General features: G+C 74.5%; 14 protein-coding genes. 3 read left to right on the forward strand and 11 right to left on the reverse strand.

The features are described 5' to 3' along the window. Window positions 1-10: 10 nt before the first annotated feature. The 6 genes from CAE01nite_RS00355 to serS form a co-directional block, all read right to left on the reverse strand. A complete protein-coding gene (locus CAE01nite_RS00355; RefSeq protein WP_146898421.1) occupies window positions 11-964 on the reverse strand; it encodes a carbohydrate ABC transporter permease in 954 nt (317 codons plus the stop codon). Then, window positions 961-1,896: a carbohydrate ABC transporter permease gene (locus CAE01nite_RS00360; RefSeq protein WP_146899748.1), complete on the reverse strand. Its 936-nt coding sequence runs from the start codon at window positions 1,894-1,896 to the stop codon at window positions 961-963. The genes CAE01nite_RS00355 and CAE01nite_RS00360 overlap by 4 nt, the downstream gene beginning before the upstream one ends. A 266-nt stretch (window positions 1,897-2,162) precedes the next feature. Then, window positions 2,163-3,560 carry an ABC transporter substrate-binding protein gene (locus tag CAE01nite_RS00365; protein WP_146898423.1) on the reverse strand — a complete coding sequence of 466 codons (1,398 nt, stop codon included), beginning with the start codon at window positions 3,558-3,560 and terminating at the stop codon, window positions 2,163-2,165. Between the two features lie 128 nt (window positions 3,561-3,688). Beyond that, window positions 3,689-4,708 (reverse strand): LacI family DNA-binding transcriptional regulator, encoded by a 1,020-nt coding sequence (locus CAE01nite_RS00370; RefSeq protein ID WP_146898425.1) that lies wholly within the window; start codon window positions 4,706-4,708, stop codon window positions 3,689-3,691. Between the two features lie 89 nt (window positions 4,709-4,797). Continuing rightward, window positions 4,798-5,739, reverse strand: a complete 942-nt coding sequence (locus CAE01nite_RS00375; RefSeq protein ID WP_146898427.1) for an HAD family hydrolase — start codon at window positions 5,737-5,739, stop codon at window positions 4,798-4,800. Then, window positions 5,736-7,013: a serine--tRNA ligase gene (serS, locus tag CAE01nite_RS00380; RefSeq protein WP_146898429.1), complete on the reverse strand. Its 1,278-nt coding sequence runs from the start codon at window positions 7,011-7,013 to the stop codon at window positions 5,736-5,738. Before serS ends, CAE01nite_RS00375 begins: the two co-directional genes overlap by 4 nt. Before the next feature lie 249 nt (window positions 7,014-7,262). On the opposite strand from serS, the gene CAE01nite_RS00385 reads away from it, so the two are divergent. Next, window positions 7,263-8,480, forward strand: coding sequence for a diacylglycerol/lipid kinase family protein (locus tag CAE01nite_RS00385; RefSeq protein WP_146898430.1), 1,218 nt, complete (start codon window positions 7,263-7,265; stop codon window positions 8,478-8,480). Window positions 8,481-8,576: 96 nt separating this feature from the next. On the opposite strand, the gene pheA is transcribed toward CAE01nite_RS00385, so the two are convergent. Continuing rightward, a complete protein-coding gene (gene pheA / locus CAE01nite_RS00390) occupies window positions 8,577-9,539 on the reverse strand; it encodes a prephenate dehydratase (protein ID WP_146898432.1) in 963 nt (320 codons plus the stop codon). A 126-nt stretch (window positions 9,540-9,665) separates the two neighbouring features. Here pheA and CAE01nite_RS00395 point away from each other — a divergent pair, with 126 nt between their 5' ends. Beyond that, on the forward strand, window positions 9,666-12,233 hold the full coding sequence (locus CAE01nite_RS00395) for a hypothetical protein (RefSeq protein WP_146898434.1): 2,568 nt from the start codon (window positions 9,666-9,668) through the stop codon (window positions 12,231-12,233). 96 nt (window positions 12,234-12,329) lie between these two features. On the opposite strand, the gene CAE01nite_RS00400 is transcribed toward CAE01nite_RS00395, so the two are convergent. From CAE01nite_RS00400 to CAE01nite_RS00410, 3 genes are all read right to left on the reverse strand, one after another. Next, window positions 12,330-13,244, reverse strand: coding sequence for a glycosyltransferase family 2 protein (locus tag CAE01nite_RS00400; protein WP_146898436.1), 915 nt, complete (start codon window positions 13,242-13,244; stop codon window positions 12,330-12,332). Between the two features lie 57 nt (window positions 13,245-13,301). Continuing rightward, complete coding sequence (locus CAE01nite_RS00405) at window positions 13,302-14,129, reverse strand: DUF5926 family protein (protein WP_146898438.1); 828 nt, start codon at window positions 14,127-14,129, stop codon at window positions 13,302-13,304. A 77-nt stretch (window positions 14,130-14,206) separates the two neighbouring features. Continuing rightward, a complete protein-coding gene (locus CAE01nite_RS00410; protein WP_146898440.1) occupies window positions 14,207-14,527 on the reverse strand; it encodes a rhodanese-like domain-containing protein in 321 nt (106 codons plus the stop codon). Window positions 14,528-14,609: 82 nt separating this feature from the next. Between CAE01nite_RS00410 and pgm the strand changes: the two genes are divergently transcribed. Then, the gene (gene pgm, locus CAE01nite_RS00415) at window positions 14,610-16,292 is read left to right on the forward strand and encodes a phosphoglucomutase (alpha-D-glucose-1,6-bisphosphate-dependent) (RefSeq protein ID WP_146898441.1); all 1,683 of its coding nucleotides are present in this window, start codon (window positions 14,610-14,612) and stop codon (window positions 16,290-16,292) included. A gap of 126 nt (window positions 16,293-16,418) precedes the next feature. Here pgm and CAE01nite_RS00420 read toward each other — a convergent pair whose 3' ends face one another. Then, on the reverse strand, window positions 16,419-16,754 hold the full coding sequence (locus CAE01nite_RS00420) for a GNAT family N-acetyltransferase (protein WP_146898443.1): 336 nt from the start codon (window positions 16,752-16,754) through the stop codon (window positions 16,419-16,421). Window positions 16,755-16,790 lie beyond the last annotated feature (36 nt).

Here is a 16,790-nt window from a genome sequence, read left to right on the forward strand (position 1 = left end):
CGCGGTGCGCTCAGCCCTTGACGGACCCGGCCAGCAGACCGCGGACGAAGTAGCGCTGCAGGGACAGGAACACGATGACCGGCACGATCATCGCGACGAAGGCGCCCGAGGACAGCAGGTGCCACGTCTCGCCACGGTCACCGGCGAGGCCGGCGAGGCGGACGGTCAGCGGTGCGACCTGCTGCTGGGAGCCGAACACGAGCGAGACGAGCAGGTCGTTCCAGACCCAGAGGAACTGGAAGATCGCGAACGCCGCGACCGCGGGCACCAGCAGCGGCATGAGGACCCGGAAGAAGATCTGCACGTGACCTGCGCCGTCGACGCGGGCCGCCTCCACCAGGGACGGCGGGATGTCCTTCATGAAGTTGTGCAGCAGGAAGATCGCCAGCGGCAGGGCGAAGATCGAGTGCGAGAGCCACACCGCCCAGAACGACCCGGCCAGGTCCCACCGCACGTACTGGGTGAGCAGCGGGATCATCGTGATCTGGATCGGCACGATCTGGAGCGCGAACACCGCGACGAAGAGGATGTTGCGGCCCTTGAAGTCGATCCACGCGAACGCGTAGGCCGCGAGCAGCGCGATGCTGATCGGGATGATGACCGCGGGGATCGTCACGACGACGGAGTTCAGCACGTACTGCGCCAGGCTCGTCTCGCTCCCGAACAGCACCTCCCGGTAGTTCTCGAGCGTCACCCGGGGGGCGGCGAAGAAGTTCCACCAGCCGTTGGCCCGGATGTCCTGGACGGGCCGGAACGAGGTGACGAAGAGACCGAGCGTCGGGACCGTCCAGGCGATCGCGATGAGGATCGCCAGCCCGGAGGCCCACGGCGAGCTGAGCTTGTTCCTCGCCCGCTCGGCGCGCGCCTCGACGGCCCGTCCGCGTCCGGGCGGCCGCCCGCCGGTGACCTCGCCGGGGTCGGTCGGCGTCGCGAACGCCTGCGGGGGTGCCGGGTTCGTGGTCATCGGATCTCCTCGGACAGGCGCAGCTGACGGACGTTGTAGATGACCACCGGGATGACGATGAGGAACAGGATCACGGCCAGGGCCGCACCCATCCCGCCGTTCCCCTGCACGAAGCTCTGCGAGTAGAACTCGTTGGCGACGACCGACGTGCCGAAGTTCCCGCCGGTCATGGTGCGGACGATGTCGAAGACCTTCAGCGTCGTCATCGCGATGGTGGTGAGCACCACGACGAGCGCCGGGCGGATGCTCGGCACCGTGATGTAGCGGAACATCTGGACGCCCTTGAGGCCGTCCAGCCGCGCCGCCTCCACGATGTCGTCCGGGATCGCCTTGATGGCGGCCGACAGGATCGTCATCGCGAACCCAGCCTGGATCCAGATGAGGACCGCGATGAGGAAGACGTTGTTCCAGGGCGCGTTGACCAGGAACTGGTACGGCTCGAGCCCCAGGCCCACGAGGATCTGGTTCGCGAGACCGGTCTGCGCGCGGGCGGCGTCACGGAACTCGTAGACGAACCGCCAGATGATCGACGCGCCCACCAGCGAGATCGCCATCGGCAGGAAGATCAGCGCCTTGGCCGCCTTCTCGAATCGGGTGCGGTCCACCAGGACCGCGTAGACCAGCCCGAAGAACGTCGCGAGCGTCGGGACCAGCAGCACCCACAGCGCGGTGTTGCGCAGCACCACCTGGAACTCCGGCTGGACGAACGCGGTGACGTAGTTGTCCAGCCCGACGAACTCCTGGCCGTTGCGGTTGAAGAACGACTGGTACGCCGTGCGCAGCGCCGGGTACACGAGCCCGAACGCCAGTGCCAGCAGGGCCGGCCCCGCGAACGCGGCCGTGACCAGCCAGTTCGGCACCCGCTTGGGGCGGTCGACCGCCAGCAGGATCGCTCCCATCACCACGACGAAGAGCACGATCGCCACGAGCATGAGCAACAGCTTGTGGACGGGGGTCTCGGCGTCGAGCAGGAAGCCCGATATCTGCTCCCAGAAGTACTCGACCCACAGCCGGATGTTCTCCACGATCTCAACCTCCCAGTCGGGTTCCCTCGCGCCGTTGCGAGCTCACCGGTCATCAGGTCGGCACCGGACCTCACCGTGCACCCTGCGGGGCGGCGGGACAAGCACCGTCAGGACCCAGGCAGCGGGAGTCCCCGTCCAGGGGGACCCCCGCTGCCGACGTGCGGTTCAGCCGGTCACTCGGGCCAGGAGCCCTCGATGAACGTCAGCACCTCGTCCTCCGTGGCGGACGGGTTGCTCAGCCAGTTCGTCATGCCCTCCCAGAAGGAGCCGGCGCCCACCGGACCGGGCATGAGGTCGGAGGCGTCGAACCGGAAGGTGTACTCGTCGCTCGCGAGCAGCTCGTTGGAGAGCCGGTCGATCGGCGACTGCAGCAGCTCGGGGTCGAGCCCGCTGTTGGCGGACACCCAGCCGGCGTTGGAGACCTCGGCCTTGTCGTTCGCCCACACGTCGCTCGCGAGGTAGGTGTGGAAGGCGTTGACCTCGGGACGGTCCTCGAAGGACACGACGAACTCGCCACCACCGAGCAGCGGCTTCTCCTCCGACGCGCTGGGCAGGTAGAACGCGAAGACGTCGCCGTCCTCGCCGATCTCGACGTCCTCACGGACCTGCTGCCAGTTCACGCCGTAGAAGTTCGCGGCGCGGTGCATCCAGCACTGACCCTCGAGGATCGGGAAGCCGCCCGCGTCCCAGGCCGTGTTCGCGATGCTGGACACGTCACCCAGGCCGCCGTTGACGTAGTCCGGGTTGCGCAGGATCTCGCCGGTGGCCTCGAGCGCGCTGACGATCTGTGGGTCGTTGAACGGGATCTCGTGGGCGAACCACTGGTCGTAGACCTCGGTGCCCGCGGTCCGCAGGACGACGTCCTCGAGCCAGTCGGTCGCCGGCCAGCCGGTGGCGTCACCCGAGGCGATGCCCGCGCACCACGGCTTGGTGTCCGGGTGGTCGGCCACGATCTGGTCGGACAGCGCGATCAGGTCGTCCCAGGTCTGCGGGATCTCGTAGCCGGCCTCCTCGAACATGGCCGGGGAGTACCAGACGAAGGACTTCGCGTTGGCGCCGAGCGGGGAGCCGTACAGCTCGCCGTTGACCGTGCCGTACTCGCGCCACTCCTCGGTGAAGAACTCGTCGACCTTCTCCGAGACCTCCTCCGACGCCGGCTGGATGGCGTCCGGGAAGTCGTTGACCAGGCGCTGGAGCAGACCCGGCTGGGGGATGTAGGCGATGTCCGGAGCGCTGCCGGACTGGATGCGGACGGCGATCTGCGCCTCGAACTCGTCGGACGCCTCGTAGCTGATCTCCGAGCCGGTGCAGCGCTCGTACTCCTCGTAGGAGGCCTCCTGGGCCTCGGCCTCGTCACCGGTGATGGTCGTGTAGACCTCCACCTCGGTGCCGTCGAGGTCGCCCATCTCGATGAACTGCTGGTAGTCCTCGCAGCCCTCGGCGGCCTCGCCGCCGCCGGCCGCGCCCGCGCCCTCCTCCGAGCCGGGAGGGCCCGAGCACGCGGCCAGGGCGAGGGCCAGGCCGAGCCCGCTCGCGATCGCCGCGGAGCGGCGCTTCCTGTACATCGACATCAGGTGTCCTCCACCTCGTTGTGGTCCGGGCATGGGTCGTCCACGGGCCGCTTTACCGTCCGGCACATGCAAGCGCTTACATCCGGGGGCCGCAAGCCATGACACGGCGCGACCCGGTAACGATTCCGTCACGCCGTCGCCACGGTGCGGGGCCGCCCGGTGGAGCCGCGCTCGACCAGGGTCGTCGGGTAGACGACGGACGCGGGCGGCGGACCGCCGGCGATCATGCCCAGCAGCAGGCTCGCCGCCGCGGCGCCCTGCTCCAGAGCGGGCTGCCGCATGGTGGTGAGCCCGACCAGCTCGCCCAGCTCGTGCCCGTCGACGCCGATGACCGACACGTCCTGCGGCACCCGCAGCCCGAGGTCCCGGGCGGCCAGCATGACGCCCATCGCCATCTCGTCGGACGCGGCGAACACCGCCGTGACGTCGGGGCAGCGCGTCAGCAGCGCGTGCGCGGACTCGCGCCCACCCTGGACGTCGAAGTGACCGTGGACCTCCAGCGCCGGGTCGGGGTCGACCCCGGCGGCGGCCATCGCCGCGGCCCAGCCCTCGCGGCGGGCGACCGGAGGGGAGAGCGGGCTCACGTCGTCGGGCGAGCCGGTGACGTGACCGATGCGGCGGTGCCCGAGCCCGAGCAGGTGCTCGGTCGCCTCGCGACCCGTGCCCAGGTCGTCCAGCCGGACGGTCACCCGCCCGTCGACGCCCGTGCCGATGAAGATCATCGGGTGGCCCAGCGCGTGCAGGGCGTCGACCTCGACGGCGTGCAGCGGCAGCCCGACCACGAGGATGCCGTCCACCCGCCGGCGGAGCACGTCCGGGTCCACCCGGCGCCGCGGCGCGTACCGGGACACCTCGAACGTGTAGAGCAGGGCGTCGAAGCCCTGCGTGCGCAGCGCGCGCTCGGCGCCCTCGATCACGTTGGAGAAGAACCAGCGGGTGACCCACGGCGTGAGCAGCCCGATCGTGCGGGTGCGCCCCGAGGCCAGCGACGCGGCCGACGGCGAGGCGACGTACCCGAGCAGGAGGGCGGCCTCCTGCACGCGGCGGCGCGTGGTCTCCGAGACGTTGGGCAGGCCTCGCAGGGCTCGCGAGACCGTCGCCGTGGACACCCCCGCGGCCCGGGCAACCTCGTCGATGCCATGCGCCACGGTGCGGATCGTGCCACCGGCCGACGGCGGGGGTCCACCGCCGGGCCGGCTGGGACCTGCCGGTTCGTCCGGCCGGCCCGACCCGGCCGTCAGTCCAGGAGGCTGCGCAGGACGGCCACGACGCCGTCGTCCTCGATGGTGCCGGTCACCTCGTCCGCCACCGCACGGACCGACTCGGGTGCGTGGCCCATGGCGACCCCGAGCGCCGCCCACTCGAGCATGGCCAGGTCGTTGCGACCGTCGCCGACGGCGACCGTGCGCGACGGCTGGACGTCCATCGCGCGGCGCAGGTCCTCCAGGGCGCTGGCCTTGGTGACCCCGTGCGGCGCGACGTCCATCCAGGCGGTCCAGCCGATCGCGTAGGTGACGTCCTCCAGGCCCATGCGGTGCACGAGCCGGTGGAACTCCTCGCTGGTGTGCCCGGGGCTGCGGACGATGAGCCGGGTGACGTGCCGCGACGCGAGGTCGTCCACGCTCACCACGCTGTGCACGCCGGCCAGCTCGCCCGCGGGGAACGCCGCGTTCATGCGGAACCCGACGCCGACCTCCTCCACCGCGAACAGCGCGTCCGGCATGGCGGCGTGCATGAGCCGCAGCGCGGGCCCGGGGTCGAACGTGATGACCTCGGTGGTCGTGCAGCCGCCGGGCTGCCGCGGGTCCAGGCGCGCGGTGACGGAGCCGTTGGAGCAGACCACCCACCCCTCGGTGATGCCGAGCTCGTGGGCGACGGGGACCGTCGCGTGCAGGGACCGGCCGGTGGACAGCACCACGTGCGCCCCGGCCTCCCGGACGGCGGCCACCGCGGCACGGGTCGCGTCGCTGATCCGCTCGTCGTAGGTCATCAGCGTGCCGTCGATGTCCAGGGCGACCAGCAGGGGCCCGTGGCCGACGAGGCCCGCGCGGCTCAGGGCGTCCTCGCCGACGGCGGCCGGCCGGCGGGCGGGGGCGCCCGCGCCGGCCCCGGCCGCCTGGTCGCCGCCCGTGGAGCCGCCCGTCGTGCCACCCGTCGTGCCACCCGCCGCCGTGCTCATCGCGTCACCGGCTCCAGGACCTCGAGGCCGCCGAGGTAGCCGCGCAGGCCCTCGGGGACCCGCACGGAGCCGTCCGGCAGCTGGTGGTTCTCCAGGATCGCGACGATCCAGCGGGTCGTGGCGAGCGTGCCGTTGAGGGTCGCCACCGGGCGGGTCTCCCCGGTGGCGGTCCGCTCGCGGATGCCGAGCCGGCGGGCCTGGAACGTCGTGCAGTTGGAGGTGGAGGTGAGCTCCAGGAACCGCTGCTGGGTGGGCAGCCAGGCCTCGCAGTCGAACTTGCGGGCCGCGCTGCTGCCCAGGTCGCCCGCCGCGGTGTCGATCACCCGGTAGGGCAGCTCGGCCCGCTGCAGCATGGCCTCCTCCCAGCCGAGCAGGCGCTCGTGCTCGGAGGCTGCTTCCTCAGCCGGGCAGAAGCTGAACATCTCCACCTTGTGGAACTGGTGCACGCGGATGATCCCGCGGGTGTCCTTGCCGTACGAGCCGGCCTCGCGCCGGTAGCAGGCCGACCACCCGGCGTACCGGCGCGGCCCGCCGGACAGGTCGAGGATCTCGTCGGCGTGGTACCCGGCCAGGGCCACCTCGCTGGTCCCGGTGAGGTACAGGTCGTCCGCCTCGAGCCGGTAGACCTCGTCGGCGTGCGCCCCGAGGAAGCCGGTCCCCGCCATGACCTCGGGCTTGACCAGGGTCGGCGTGATCATCGGCGTGAAGCCGGCCGCGAGCGCCTGGTCGACCGCCGCGTTCAGCAGCGCGAGCTCGAGCCGGGCGCCGATCCCGGTGAGGAAGTAGAAGCGCGAGCCGGACACCTTCGCGCCGCGCTCGGTGTCGATCGCCCCGAGCAGCTCGCCGAGCTCCAGGTGGTCGCGCGGGGTGAAGCCCTCCGCGGCGAAGTCGCGGCGGGTGCCCTCCTCACGCAGGACGACGTAGTCGTCCTCGCCACCCGCGGGGACGCCGTCGGCCACGACGTTCGCGATCCGCCGCGCCGTGTCGGTGAGCGCGGCCTCGGCGGTGGCGGCGTCGGCCTGGCGCGCCTTGACGTCCTGCGCGAGCTGCTTGGTGCGCGCGAGCAGCTCCGCCTTCTCGGTGCCCTGGGCGGACGCCACCCGCTTGCCCAGCGCCTTCTGCTCCGCGCGCAGCTGCTCGAAGTCCGTCAGCGCGGACCGGCGGCGCGTGTCGGCGTCCAGGACGGCGTCGACCAGGGACGGGTCGTCACCGCGCGCACGCTGGCTGGCACGGACGAGGTCGGGGTTCTCGCGGAGCTCGCGCAGGTCGATCACCCCCCGAGGGTAACGATCCCGGCCGGGGGGCACGCGCCCCGGACCTCGTCGGACCGGTGCCCGGCTCTGGTGGCAGGCAGGCGGCAGGCAGGCGGCAGACAGGCGGCAGGCAGGCGGCAGGCAGGCGGCGGGCGAGCGGGCGGCAGGCAGGTGGCGGGCACGGGCGGGGCCCGTGGGGCTGCTGTGACGCCGCTCTCGCCGGGGACCGCCGCCCGACACCTCGCCGGGTTGTTCCGTACGGTGTCCGCCATGGTGTGGTCGGAGTGGCTCAGCGTCGTCGCCGTGCTCCTGGCGACCACCGCCGTGGCCCTCTCGGTCGTCGCACTGCGCCGGACCCGCCCTGCGCGCCGGATCCCCGCCGTCCCGGTCGTCGCCGTCGAGCCGCCCGCCACCGCCACCGAGCCGCTGCCCTCGACGCACGCGACCCAGATCGCGTTCGTGTGCAACCCCAGCAAGCCGGGCGCCGCCGAGCTGCGCGACGCGGCGATCCAGGCCTGCGCGTCGCGCTACATGCCCGAGCCGATGTGGTTCGAGACCACGGTCGACGACCCGGGCGTCGGGCAGGCCCGCGAGGCCGTGCGACGCGGGGCGACGACGGTCGTGGCGGTCGGCGGCGACGGGACCGTGCGCGCCGTCGCCGAGGCGCTGGCCGGCAGCGACGTCTCCATGGGCCTCGTCCCGCTGGGGACGGGGAACCTGCTGGCCCGCAACCTCGACCTGCCGCTGACCGACATCGACGCCCTGCTGCGGATCGCGATCACCGGACCGGCCCGCGCGATCGACGTCGGCTGGCTGCGGGTGGAGCGTTACGAGGACACGGTCTCGGACGACATCGCGGAGGCCGCCGACGACGTGCCGGGCGCGTCCGGCGGCCGGGTCGGGGCCGCACCCTCGCGCGGGGCGGGTGCGCCGACGCGCGACCACATCTTCCTGGTCATCGCCGGCCTCGGGTTCGACGCCGCGGTCATGGGCGACACCGACGAGGACCTCAAGGCGAAGGTGGGCTGGATCGCGTACTGGTTCGCCGGGTTCCGGCACCTCAACGGGCGCCGCATGAGGCTGCGGGTCGCGGTCGACGGCGGCCCGGCGCAGCCGGTGCGGCTGCGGAGCCTGCTGGTCGGCAACTGCGGCAAGCTCCCCGGCGGCATCACACTGCTGCCCGACGCCGTGATCGACGACGGCGTCCTGGACCTCGCGGCGATCGACACGCGCGGCGGGATCGCCGGCTGGACGCAGCTCGTCGGCGAGGTCGCGCTGCAGGGCATCGGCCTGCGCAACGACCTGCCGGGCAAGATCGGCCGGATCGACCACTCCCGCTGCCGGACGGTCCGGGTCGTCGCCGACGGCGTGGAGCAGATCCAGGTCGACGGCGACAACATCGGCCAGGCGTTCGAGGTCAGCGCGCGCGTGGATCCCGGCGCGCTCCAGGTGCGCTCGGCGACCGTCCCGGCGACCGCGGCAGCCTGACCCGACGTCGGGCGGGGCCGCGCCCCGCTCGCCCGACCTGCCCCGCCCCCGGGCACCTCCGCCCGCCCGGGCGCGGGGTCACCGGCCGGCGTCGCGTCAGTGCGCGCGCCCCTCCCGCAGGGCGCTGACCCAGTCGCGGGCACCGGCGAAGTCGGCGTCGGCGGTGCCCGGACGCACGTCCGCCGCCGTGCCGTCGGCCCGCGGGTACGACCCCAGGAACCGCACGTGCGGGCAGACCCGGTGCAGACCCATCAGCGCCTCCGCGACCCGCTCCTCGGCGATGTGCCCCTCGGCGTCGATGGAGAACGAGTACCGGCCCAGCAGGTCCCCGATGGGCCGGGACTCGATCCGGGACAGGTTCACGCCGCGCGCGGCGAACTGCTCGAGCATCTCCAGCAGCGCCCCGGCGTCGTTGCTCGGCAGGTGCACGACCAGCGACGTCTTGTCCGACCCGGTCGGCGCCGGCACCTGGCCCGGGCGCCCGACGACGACGAACCGGGTCACCGCGCGCTCGTTGTCGGCGACGTGCTCGGCGAGCACCTCCAGGCCGTAGAGCTCGGCGGTCAGCGGGGCGACGAGCGCGGCGTCGAAGCCGGGCTCCAGGTGCGACCCCGAGCCGCCGCCGGCCAGCAGCGCACCGGCCGCCGCGGTCGACGTGGCCGGCACGTGCACCGCGCGGGGCAGGTTCGCGTTGATCCAGCGCCGGCACTGCGCCCACGCGTGCGGGTGCGTGGAGATCCGGGTGACGTCCGTCAGGCGGGTGCCGGGACGTCCGGCGAGCACGAACGTGATCGGGACCAGGACCTCGCGCAGCAGCACCAGCGACAGCCCGGTGGCGAGCGTGTCCAGGGTGGCGGTCACCCCGCCCTCTACCGAGTTCTCGATCGGGACGACGGCGAAGTCGGCCCGCTCGGCGCGCACCGACTCCAGGGCGGACACGACGTCGATCTGCGGCAGGTACTGCGCGTCGCCGGGTGCGGCGACCTGGCGCAGCGCCGCCTCCGTGAACGTCCCGGCGGGGCCCAGGTAGGCGTAGCGGGGCGGTGGGGTCGCGGACACTGCGGGTGCTCCTTCGCCGGGGGTGCGCGGGACGCACTGAGGGGCCGCGGCCGGGGACGGCGCGAGGCGGCCCCGAGCCTAGTGCGCCACCGCCGGGGCCCCGTGGGGCGCCCGTACGCTGGTGGGATGCCTGGTCGGTCGCTGCTCACCCGTGCGCTGCGCGCCGGACCGGCGCGGGTCGGCGTGCGGGCCAGGGTGCGGGACCTGGTGCGCACGGCGGCGCTCGCCGCTGCCCTCGCCGTGGTGCCGGCAGCGGGGTCGGCGACGGCCGCCGGGGCCGCCGGACCGGCACCGGGTGACGCCGCCTCGGTGGAGGCGGCAGGCCCCGGCCGTGCGGTGACCGTGGCCGAGCCGGACGAGCGCCGCGTCGTCGTCGTCGGGGTCACCGGGCTGCGCTGGGACGACGTCGGCGCGCTGACGACCCCGGCGCTGTGGGGGCTGGCGCAGGACGGGACGGTCGGCACGGTCGCGGCCCGCAGCATCCGCTCGTCGGCGTGCCCGGCCGACGGCTGGCTCGCGCTGTCCGCGGGCGCCCGGTCGGCGGACCTGCCGGGCGAGGCGCCCGGCGAGTGCCGTCGGCTGCGGCTGCCCCCGGTCGGCGAGCCGGTGCCCGGCTGGGCCGACTACCTGCAGTCCGCCGACGAGGAGGACTTCGACGCCCGGCCGGGTGTGCTCGGGCAGGCGGTGCGGGACGCCGGCGTGACCGCGACCGGGTTCGGCGGCGGGGCGGCGATCGCCCTGGCCGGACCGGACGGGCTGCCCGTGGGGGACCTCGCCCCCCTGCCGGGCGCCGGGACGCTCGGGGACCGGGTCGGCGAGGCCCTGACGACGTCCGAGCTTGTCGTGCTCGACGCCGGTGCGGTCCGCGACCCCGGGCACGCCCTGGTCGACCGTGCGGCGTCCGGGATCGACGAGGACGGCGACGGTCTGCCGGACCCGGACGCCGAGCCGGTCCCCGAACCGCCCGCCGGCGAGGAGGCGGACCTCACCGCACCGGACGCGGTCACCGAGCCGAGCCGCCTGGACCAGGTCCGCGCGGTCGACGCCCACCTCGGGGCGGTCCTGGCCGCCGTGGCGGCCGCCGACCACGACACGACCGTCGTGGTCGCCTCCCTGGCCGACTCCGGCCCGTCCCCGCACCTGCAGCTCGCCGCGGCGCTCGGCCCCGGCGCGACGCAGGACGCCGCGCCGTTCGCCGGCGGCCTGCTCTCCTCGCGCTCGACCCGGCAGCCCGGGTTCGTCATGACCACCGACCTGGCCCCGACGGTCCTCACGGCGCTGGGTGCCCGGGACCGCGCGCCCGAGGGTGCGCTCGTCGGCTCACCGGTCTCGCTCGTCCCCGGGCCGGCGACCGCGGACGGGCGGGTCGCGGCGATGGTGGACGAGGACCGGCACGCGTGGGCGGTGCGCCCCCTCGTCGGGCCCTTCTTCGGCGTGCTCATCCTGGCCAACCTCGTGCTGTACGCCCTGGTGACCCTCGGCCTCAACGGTGCGGTGCTGGAGAGCCTGGGCAGCGGGCTGAACCGCGTGCTCCCGGGACGGCCGGGCCGCGGGGTCGCCGGCGCCCTGCGCAGCCGGCCGGGGCCCATGCTGTCCGGCCTGCGGGTGGCCGGTGTGGCGGTCGCCTCCGTGCCGGTGTCCACGTTCCTGGCCAACCTGGTGCCCTGGTGGCGCGCGCAGCCGCCGTCGACCGTGCTCGCCGCGCTGGTGGTGGCGTGGGTGGCCGCGGTCACCGGCCTGGCCCTGCTGCCGCGGTGGAAGCGCTGGCTGCTCGGGCCGCTCGGCGTCGTCGCCGCGGTCACCGCGGTGGTCGTCGCGGCCGACGTCGTCACCGGCGGGCGCCTGCAGATCTCCTCGCTCATGGGCGTCCAGCCGCTGGTCGGCGCGCGCTTCTACGGGTTCAACAACCAGGCGTTCGCCCTGTTCGCAGCCACCACCGTGCTGCTCGCGGCCGCACTGGCCAACCCGCTCGTGCAGCGGGGCCGACGGCGCCAGGCGGCGGCACTGGTCGCGGTCGTGGGCGTGGTCGCCACCGTGCTGGACGGCATGCCGGGCCTGGGCAGCGACTTCGGTGGCCCGCCCGCACTCGTCCCCGGCTTCGCGGTCCTGGCGCTGCTGGCCGCCGGGGTGCGGATCGGCTGGGCCAAGGCGCTGGCGGTCCTCGTGGCGGGGGCCGTGGTGGTGACCGGGTTCGCCGTCGTCGACTGGACCCGTCCCCCGGACTCCCGCACCCACCTGGGCCGGTTCGTGCAGACCGTGCTGGACGGCGGGCTGTGGCCGGTGCTGACGCGCAAGGCGGCGCAGAACCTGGAGATCCTGTTCGGGAACGGGCTGACCCTTCTCGCCATCGCCGGCATCGCGCTCGTGGTGCTGGTGCTGGGCCGGCCGCTGCGGACGGCCGCGAGCGCACCCGACGGCGGCCCGTTCGGCTGGCTGTCGGCGGGCGCCCCGCTGACGCGGCTGGGGACGGACGCGCCCATGCTGCGGCCCGGTCTGATCGCCCTCGCCGTCACGCTCGGGATCGGGTTCGCCCTGAACGACTCCGGCGTCGTCATCCCGGCCGTCGGGATCTCGGTGGCCGTCCCGCTGCTGGCCGCCGCGTGCGCGGGATGGATGCTGTCGGTCCGCCCCGACCCGGCCCGCACGCCGGCGCCCGTGACGCCGGAGCGCTCCCCGGCGCCGCCGGCGCGCTGACCGCGGGCTGACCGCGGGCCGACCGCGGGCTTGACCGGCGGGCAGCGGCGCCTGGTCCCCCGCGCTGCCGGGAACCGCCGTGCGGGCGACCCCGGACTACCGGTGCGAGCGCGGTCCCGGCGCCGGCAGCACCTTGTCCCTCGCGCCGCCGACCGCGGACCGCACCCGGCGGCTGCTGACGGCGAGCATGACGTCGCGGTACTGGGCGGCCCGGTGCAGCTGCCCGCGCAGGTCCGTCCCGGACGGGCGGTGCCGCAGGTCGCAGGGCACCTCGACCGCGACGAACCCCTTGCGCAGCAGGTCGATGGTCATCCCCGTCTCCACGCCCCAGCCGCGTGCCAGCGGGGTCGCCGCCTCGAACGCCTCGCGGGTCAGGCAGCGCATCCCGGACAGCGGCTGCGTCGGGGTCCACCCGGTCGCCTGCTGGATGGCGCGCCGTGCGGCGCCGACCACGAACCCGCGGCCGCCCGCGCCCGGCTGCGGCGGCAGCAGGGCGATCGACACGTCCGCATGCTTCTCGAACACCGGCGGCACCAGCGGCGCGGTGTTCACCGCGGTCTCCCCCAGGTCCCCGTCGATGAACAGCAGCAGCCGGGGAGGGCGGTCGGCGACGTCCCGCATGGCGACGATCGCGGCCCCGGTCTCCATCGCGGCGGCCTTGCCGCGGTTGTGCGAGTGCCGCACGACGACGGCCCCGGCCTCCCGCGCGACGTGCTGGGTGTTGTCGGCGCTGCCGTCGTCCACGACCAGCACGAGGTCGACGTACGGGATGGCGCGGGCGGCCCGGACGGTGGCGGCGATCCGTCGCGACTCGTCCTTGGCCGGGACGATCACCGCGACCCGCTGGCGGGTGCGGCCCGGGGAGGACCGGGGGGACCGGGTCGAGGGGACCGGGGGCCGGGCGCCGTCCGTGGTGCGCGGGGTCGGCGCGGTCGGGTCCGGCGAGGTCGGGACCGGTGCGGCCTCGGGCGCCACCTCCTGCCCGGCAGGCTGCCCCGTCCGCTCCGACATCACGGCGACCACCCTAACCACGCCGGTCGGCCGCCGCAGGGCCGCCGGCCGGCGGCGTCAGCGCAGCGTGACCTGGCGGGACACCAGCCCGGCGCGGGCCCGGCGTGCGTTCGCGTCCAGCGGGGACGGGTCCGCCAGCGCCTCGGCGAACCGCGCCTCGAACTCCTCGGCCGGCTGCTCCAGGGCGTCGGCGCCGGTCCCGGGCACGAGCTCCCACACGGGGACGACGACGCCGCTGGACCGGAAGTACCCGATGAACCGGGCGTCGCCGATGGCCGACTGCCGGGCGGCGTGCAGCCGGGCGAGGGCGTCGACCATCGCCTGCTCGTCGTGCGGCATGGCCCAGCGCAGGTACTCGCGCTCACCCATGCGGCACCAGTACGCGGACTCGACCGACGCCAGCTTGCGGGTCGGGATGATCGTCTCGCGCGCCTCGTCGAGGGACGCCTGGACATCGGTCGTGCGCTCGGTGTCCGGGGTGAGCCAGTAGTCGTAGCTCTCGTGCACGGTCACGGTGAACGGCACCGACAGGTCCAGCACGTCCTGCAGACGCGGGCCCGGCGTGGGCAGGCCGGTGGAGGTCACCGGGGTCCCGGGCTCCAGCTCGAGGGCCGCGAGCAGCGCGGTCGCGACGTCCCGGCTGGCGTCGCCCGAGCCGGTGCTGGTCTGCAGCGCGACCATGACCTGCCCGTCGGCGCGGTGCAGCGCCGGCCATCCCTCGGGCAGCACGGTCGTCACGACGACGTCGCGCGACCCGTGCTCGGCGGTCGTGCGCACGGTCGCCGTGGCGGCGGGGACCACCTCGCGCATCGCGACCCAGTCGGGCTCGCCGGGGAGACCGTCGAACGGGCGCAGCACGAAGGCGACGGAGGGTTTCTTGGCCATGCGTCCGAGCCTACCGGCCGGGGTCCGGCGGCCCGGCACGCCCTCCACCGGGCGCGGTGGACCGCCGTCGTTGCAGGTCAGACGACGGGCAGACCCGCGCGCGCCCAGTCGACCATGCCGCCGTCGACGTTCACGGCGTCGAGGCCGCCCTGGACCAGCCATGCGGTCGCCCGCGCCGAGCGACCGCCGGAGTGGCACACGACGAGGAGCCGCGCCTCGGGGTCGAGCTCCCCAACCCGGTCGGGCAGGTCGCCGAGGGGGATGTGCACGGCGTCGGGCGCGTGGCCCGCGTCCCACTCGTCGTGCTCGCGCACGTCCAGGAGCACGGTCCCCGCCGGCACGGGAGCGGCGGGGTCGAGGTCGGTCACCTGCACGGACGGCACCTGGGGAGGGAACATCACGTCAGGGTACGTCGCGCGGGTGGGCACCGGCCGACCGGTTCGCGTGCCGCCGGGGGCCCCCGGTGCAAGGATCGCGCCCATGGACCCGCGCGCCGGAACACCCGCACAGCCCCAGGACCTCATCGACACCGACGCCGTCGTCGGTGCCTACTACGACCGCACCCCTGACCTGGACGACGTCGCCCAGCAGGTCGTGTTCGGCACGTCGGGCCACCGTGGCTCGAGTCTCGACGGCGCCTTCAACGAAGCCCACATCGTCGCCATCACGGCCGCGATCATCGAGTACCGACGGGCGGAGGGCACCGACGGGCCCCTGTTCATCGGCCGTGACACCCACGCGCTGTCCGAGCCGGCGTGGCGCACCGCGCTGGAGGTGCTGGCCGCGGCGGACGTCGACGTCCGGGTGGACGCCCGCGACTCGTGGACCCCGACCCCGGCCGTCTCGCACGCGATCCTGCTGCACAACGGTGCCGGGACGTCGCAGGGCGTGCGCACGACCGGACCGGGGCTGGCCGACGGCATCGTCGTCACGCCGTCCCACAACCCGCCGCGGGACGGCGGCTTTAAGTACAACCCGCCGCACGGTGGGCCGGCCGGCTCCGAGGCGACCGGCTGGATCGCCGCACGCGCGAACGAGCTGATGCGGTCCGGCGTGGGCTCGGTCCCGCGGGTGAGCGCGGAGCGCGCCCTGGCCGCCGACACCACCCGCAGGCACGACTTCCTGACCGCGTACGTCGACGACCTGTCCTCGGTGATCGACCTCGGGGCGATCCGGGACGCGGGCGTGCGGATCGGCGCGGACCCCCTGGGCGGTGCCGCGGTCGAGTACTGGGCCGCGATCGCCGAGCGGCACGGCCTGGACCTCACGGTGGTCAACCCGACCGTCGACCCGCGCTGGTCGTTCATGACGCTGGACTGGGACGGCAAGATCCGGATGGACTGCTCGTCCCCGTACGCGATGGCCTCGCTGGTCCACGCGATGGCGGCGGCGGACGGCGGTGCCTCCCCCTACGACATCGCCACGGGCAACGACGCGGACTCCGACCGGCACGGCATCGTGACGCCGGACGCCGGCCTGATGAACCCCAACCACTACCTGGCCGTCGCCATCAGCTACCTCTACGGCGGCGCCCGCCCGGGCTGGCCGGCCGGGGCGGCGATCGGCAAGACGCTCGTGTCGTCCGCGCTGATCGACCGGGTGGCCGGGTCCCTGGGCCGGACGCTGCTGGAGGTGCCGGTCGGGTTCAAGTGGTTCGTCCCCGGCCTGCTGGACGGGTCGGTCGGCTTCGGCGGCGAGGAGTCGGCGGGGGCCTCGTTCCTGCGCCACGACGGCACCGTCTGGACGACGGACAAGGACGGCATCCTGCTCGCGCTGCTCGCCTCGGAGATCACCGCCCGGACCGGGAGGTCGCCGTCCCAGCTGCACGCCGACCTCGTCGGGCAGTTCGGCGAGTCCTGGTACGCCCGGGTCGACGCCCCGGCGACGCTCGAGGAGAAGGCGACGCTGGGCAAGCTCGCCCCCGAGCAGGTCACCGCCACCGAGCTCGCCGGCGAGCCGATCACGGCGCGGCTCACGGCGGCGCCGGGGAACGGCGCGTCGATCGGCGGGCTCAAGGTCACCACGGAGAACGCCTGGTTCGCCGCGCGGCCGTCCGGCACCGAGAACGTCTACAAGATCTACGGGGAGTCGTTCGTCTCCGCCGAGCACCTCGCGCGCGTGCAGTCCGAGGCGCGGGACGTCGTCTCCGGCGCGCTGGGCTGACCCGCACGACGGCGGCCGGGCCCGGGACGCCCGGGTCCGGCTGCCGCGGCCTCCCGCTTCACGTGACCCGGCCTCCCGCTTCACGTGACCCGGCCGCCCACGTCCGGCCCGGGGCGTCGGCGCGGCTCAGCCGCCCTGGCCGCGGTCCTGCTCGGTGCGCACGAGGTCCTGGTAGTCGGGGTGCTCGGCGATGAACGCCTGGACGAAGGCGCACAGCGGCATGACGCCGCGGCCGGACGCGCGCACCTGGTCCAGCGCCTCGCGGGCGAGACGGGTGCCGATGCCCTGGCCCTCGACCTCGTCGTCCACCTCGGCGTGCGTCATGACGACGTCGGCCGGCGAGGAGTCCTCCCCCGTGTGCCGGGCCGGGCGGTAGTCGATGAACCCGAGGACCGTGCCGTCGTCGGTGCGTGCCTCGAAGCGTGACAGGTCGGCGTTGTCGACCACCGTGAAGTCGTCCATGCCCCGATCCTGCACCGGCGGCGGCACGGCCGCGCC

It is taken from the genome of Cellulomonas aerilata, from assembly GCF_007991755.1.
Taxonomy (GTDB): domain Bacteria; phylum Actinomycetota; class Actinomycetes; order Actinomycetales; family Cellulomonadaceae; genus Pengzhenrongella; species Pengzhenrongella aerilata.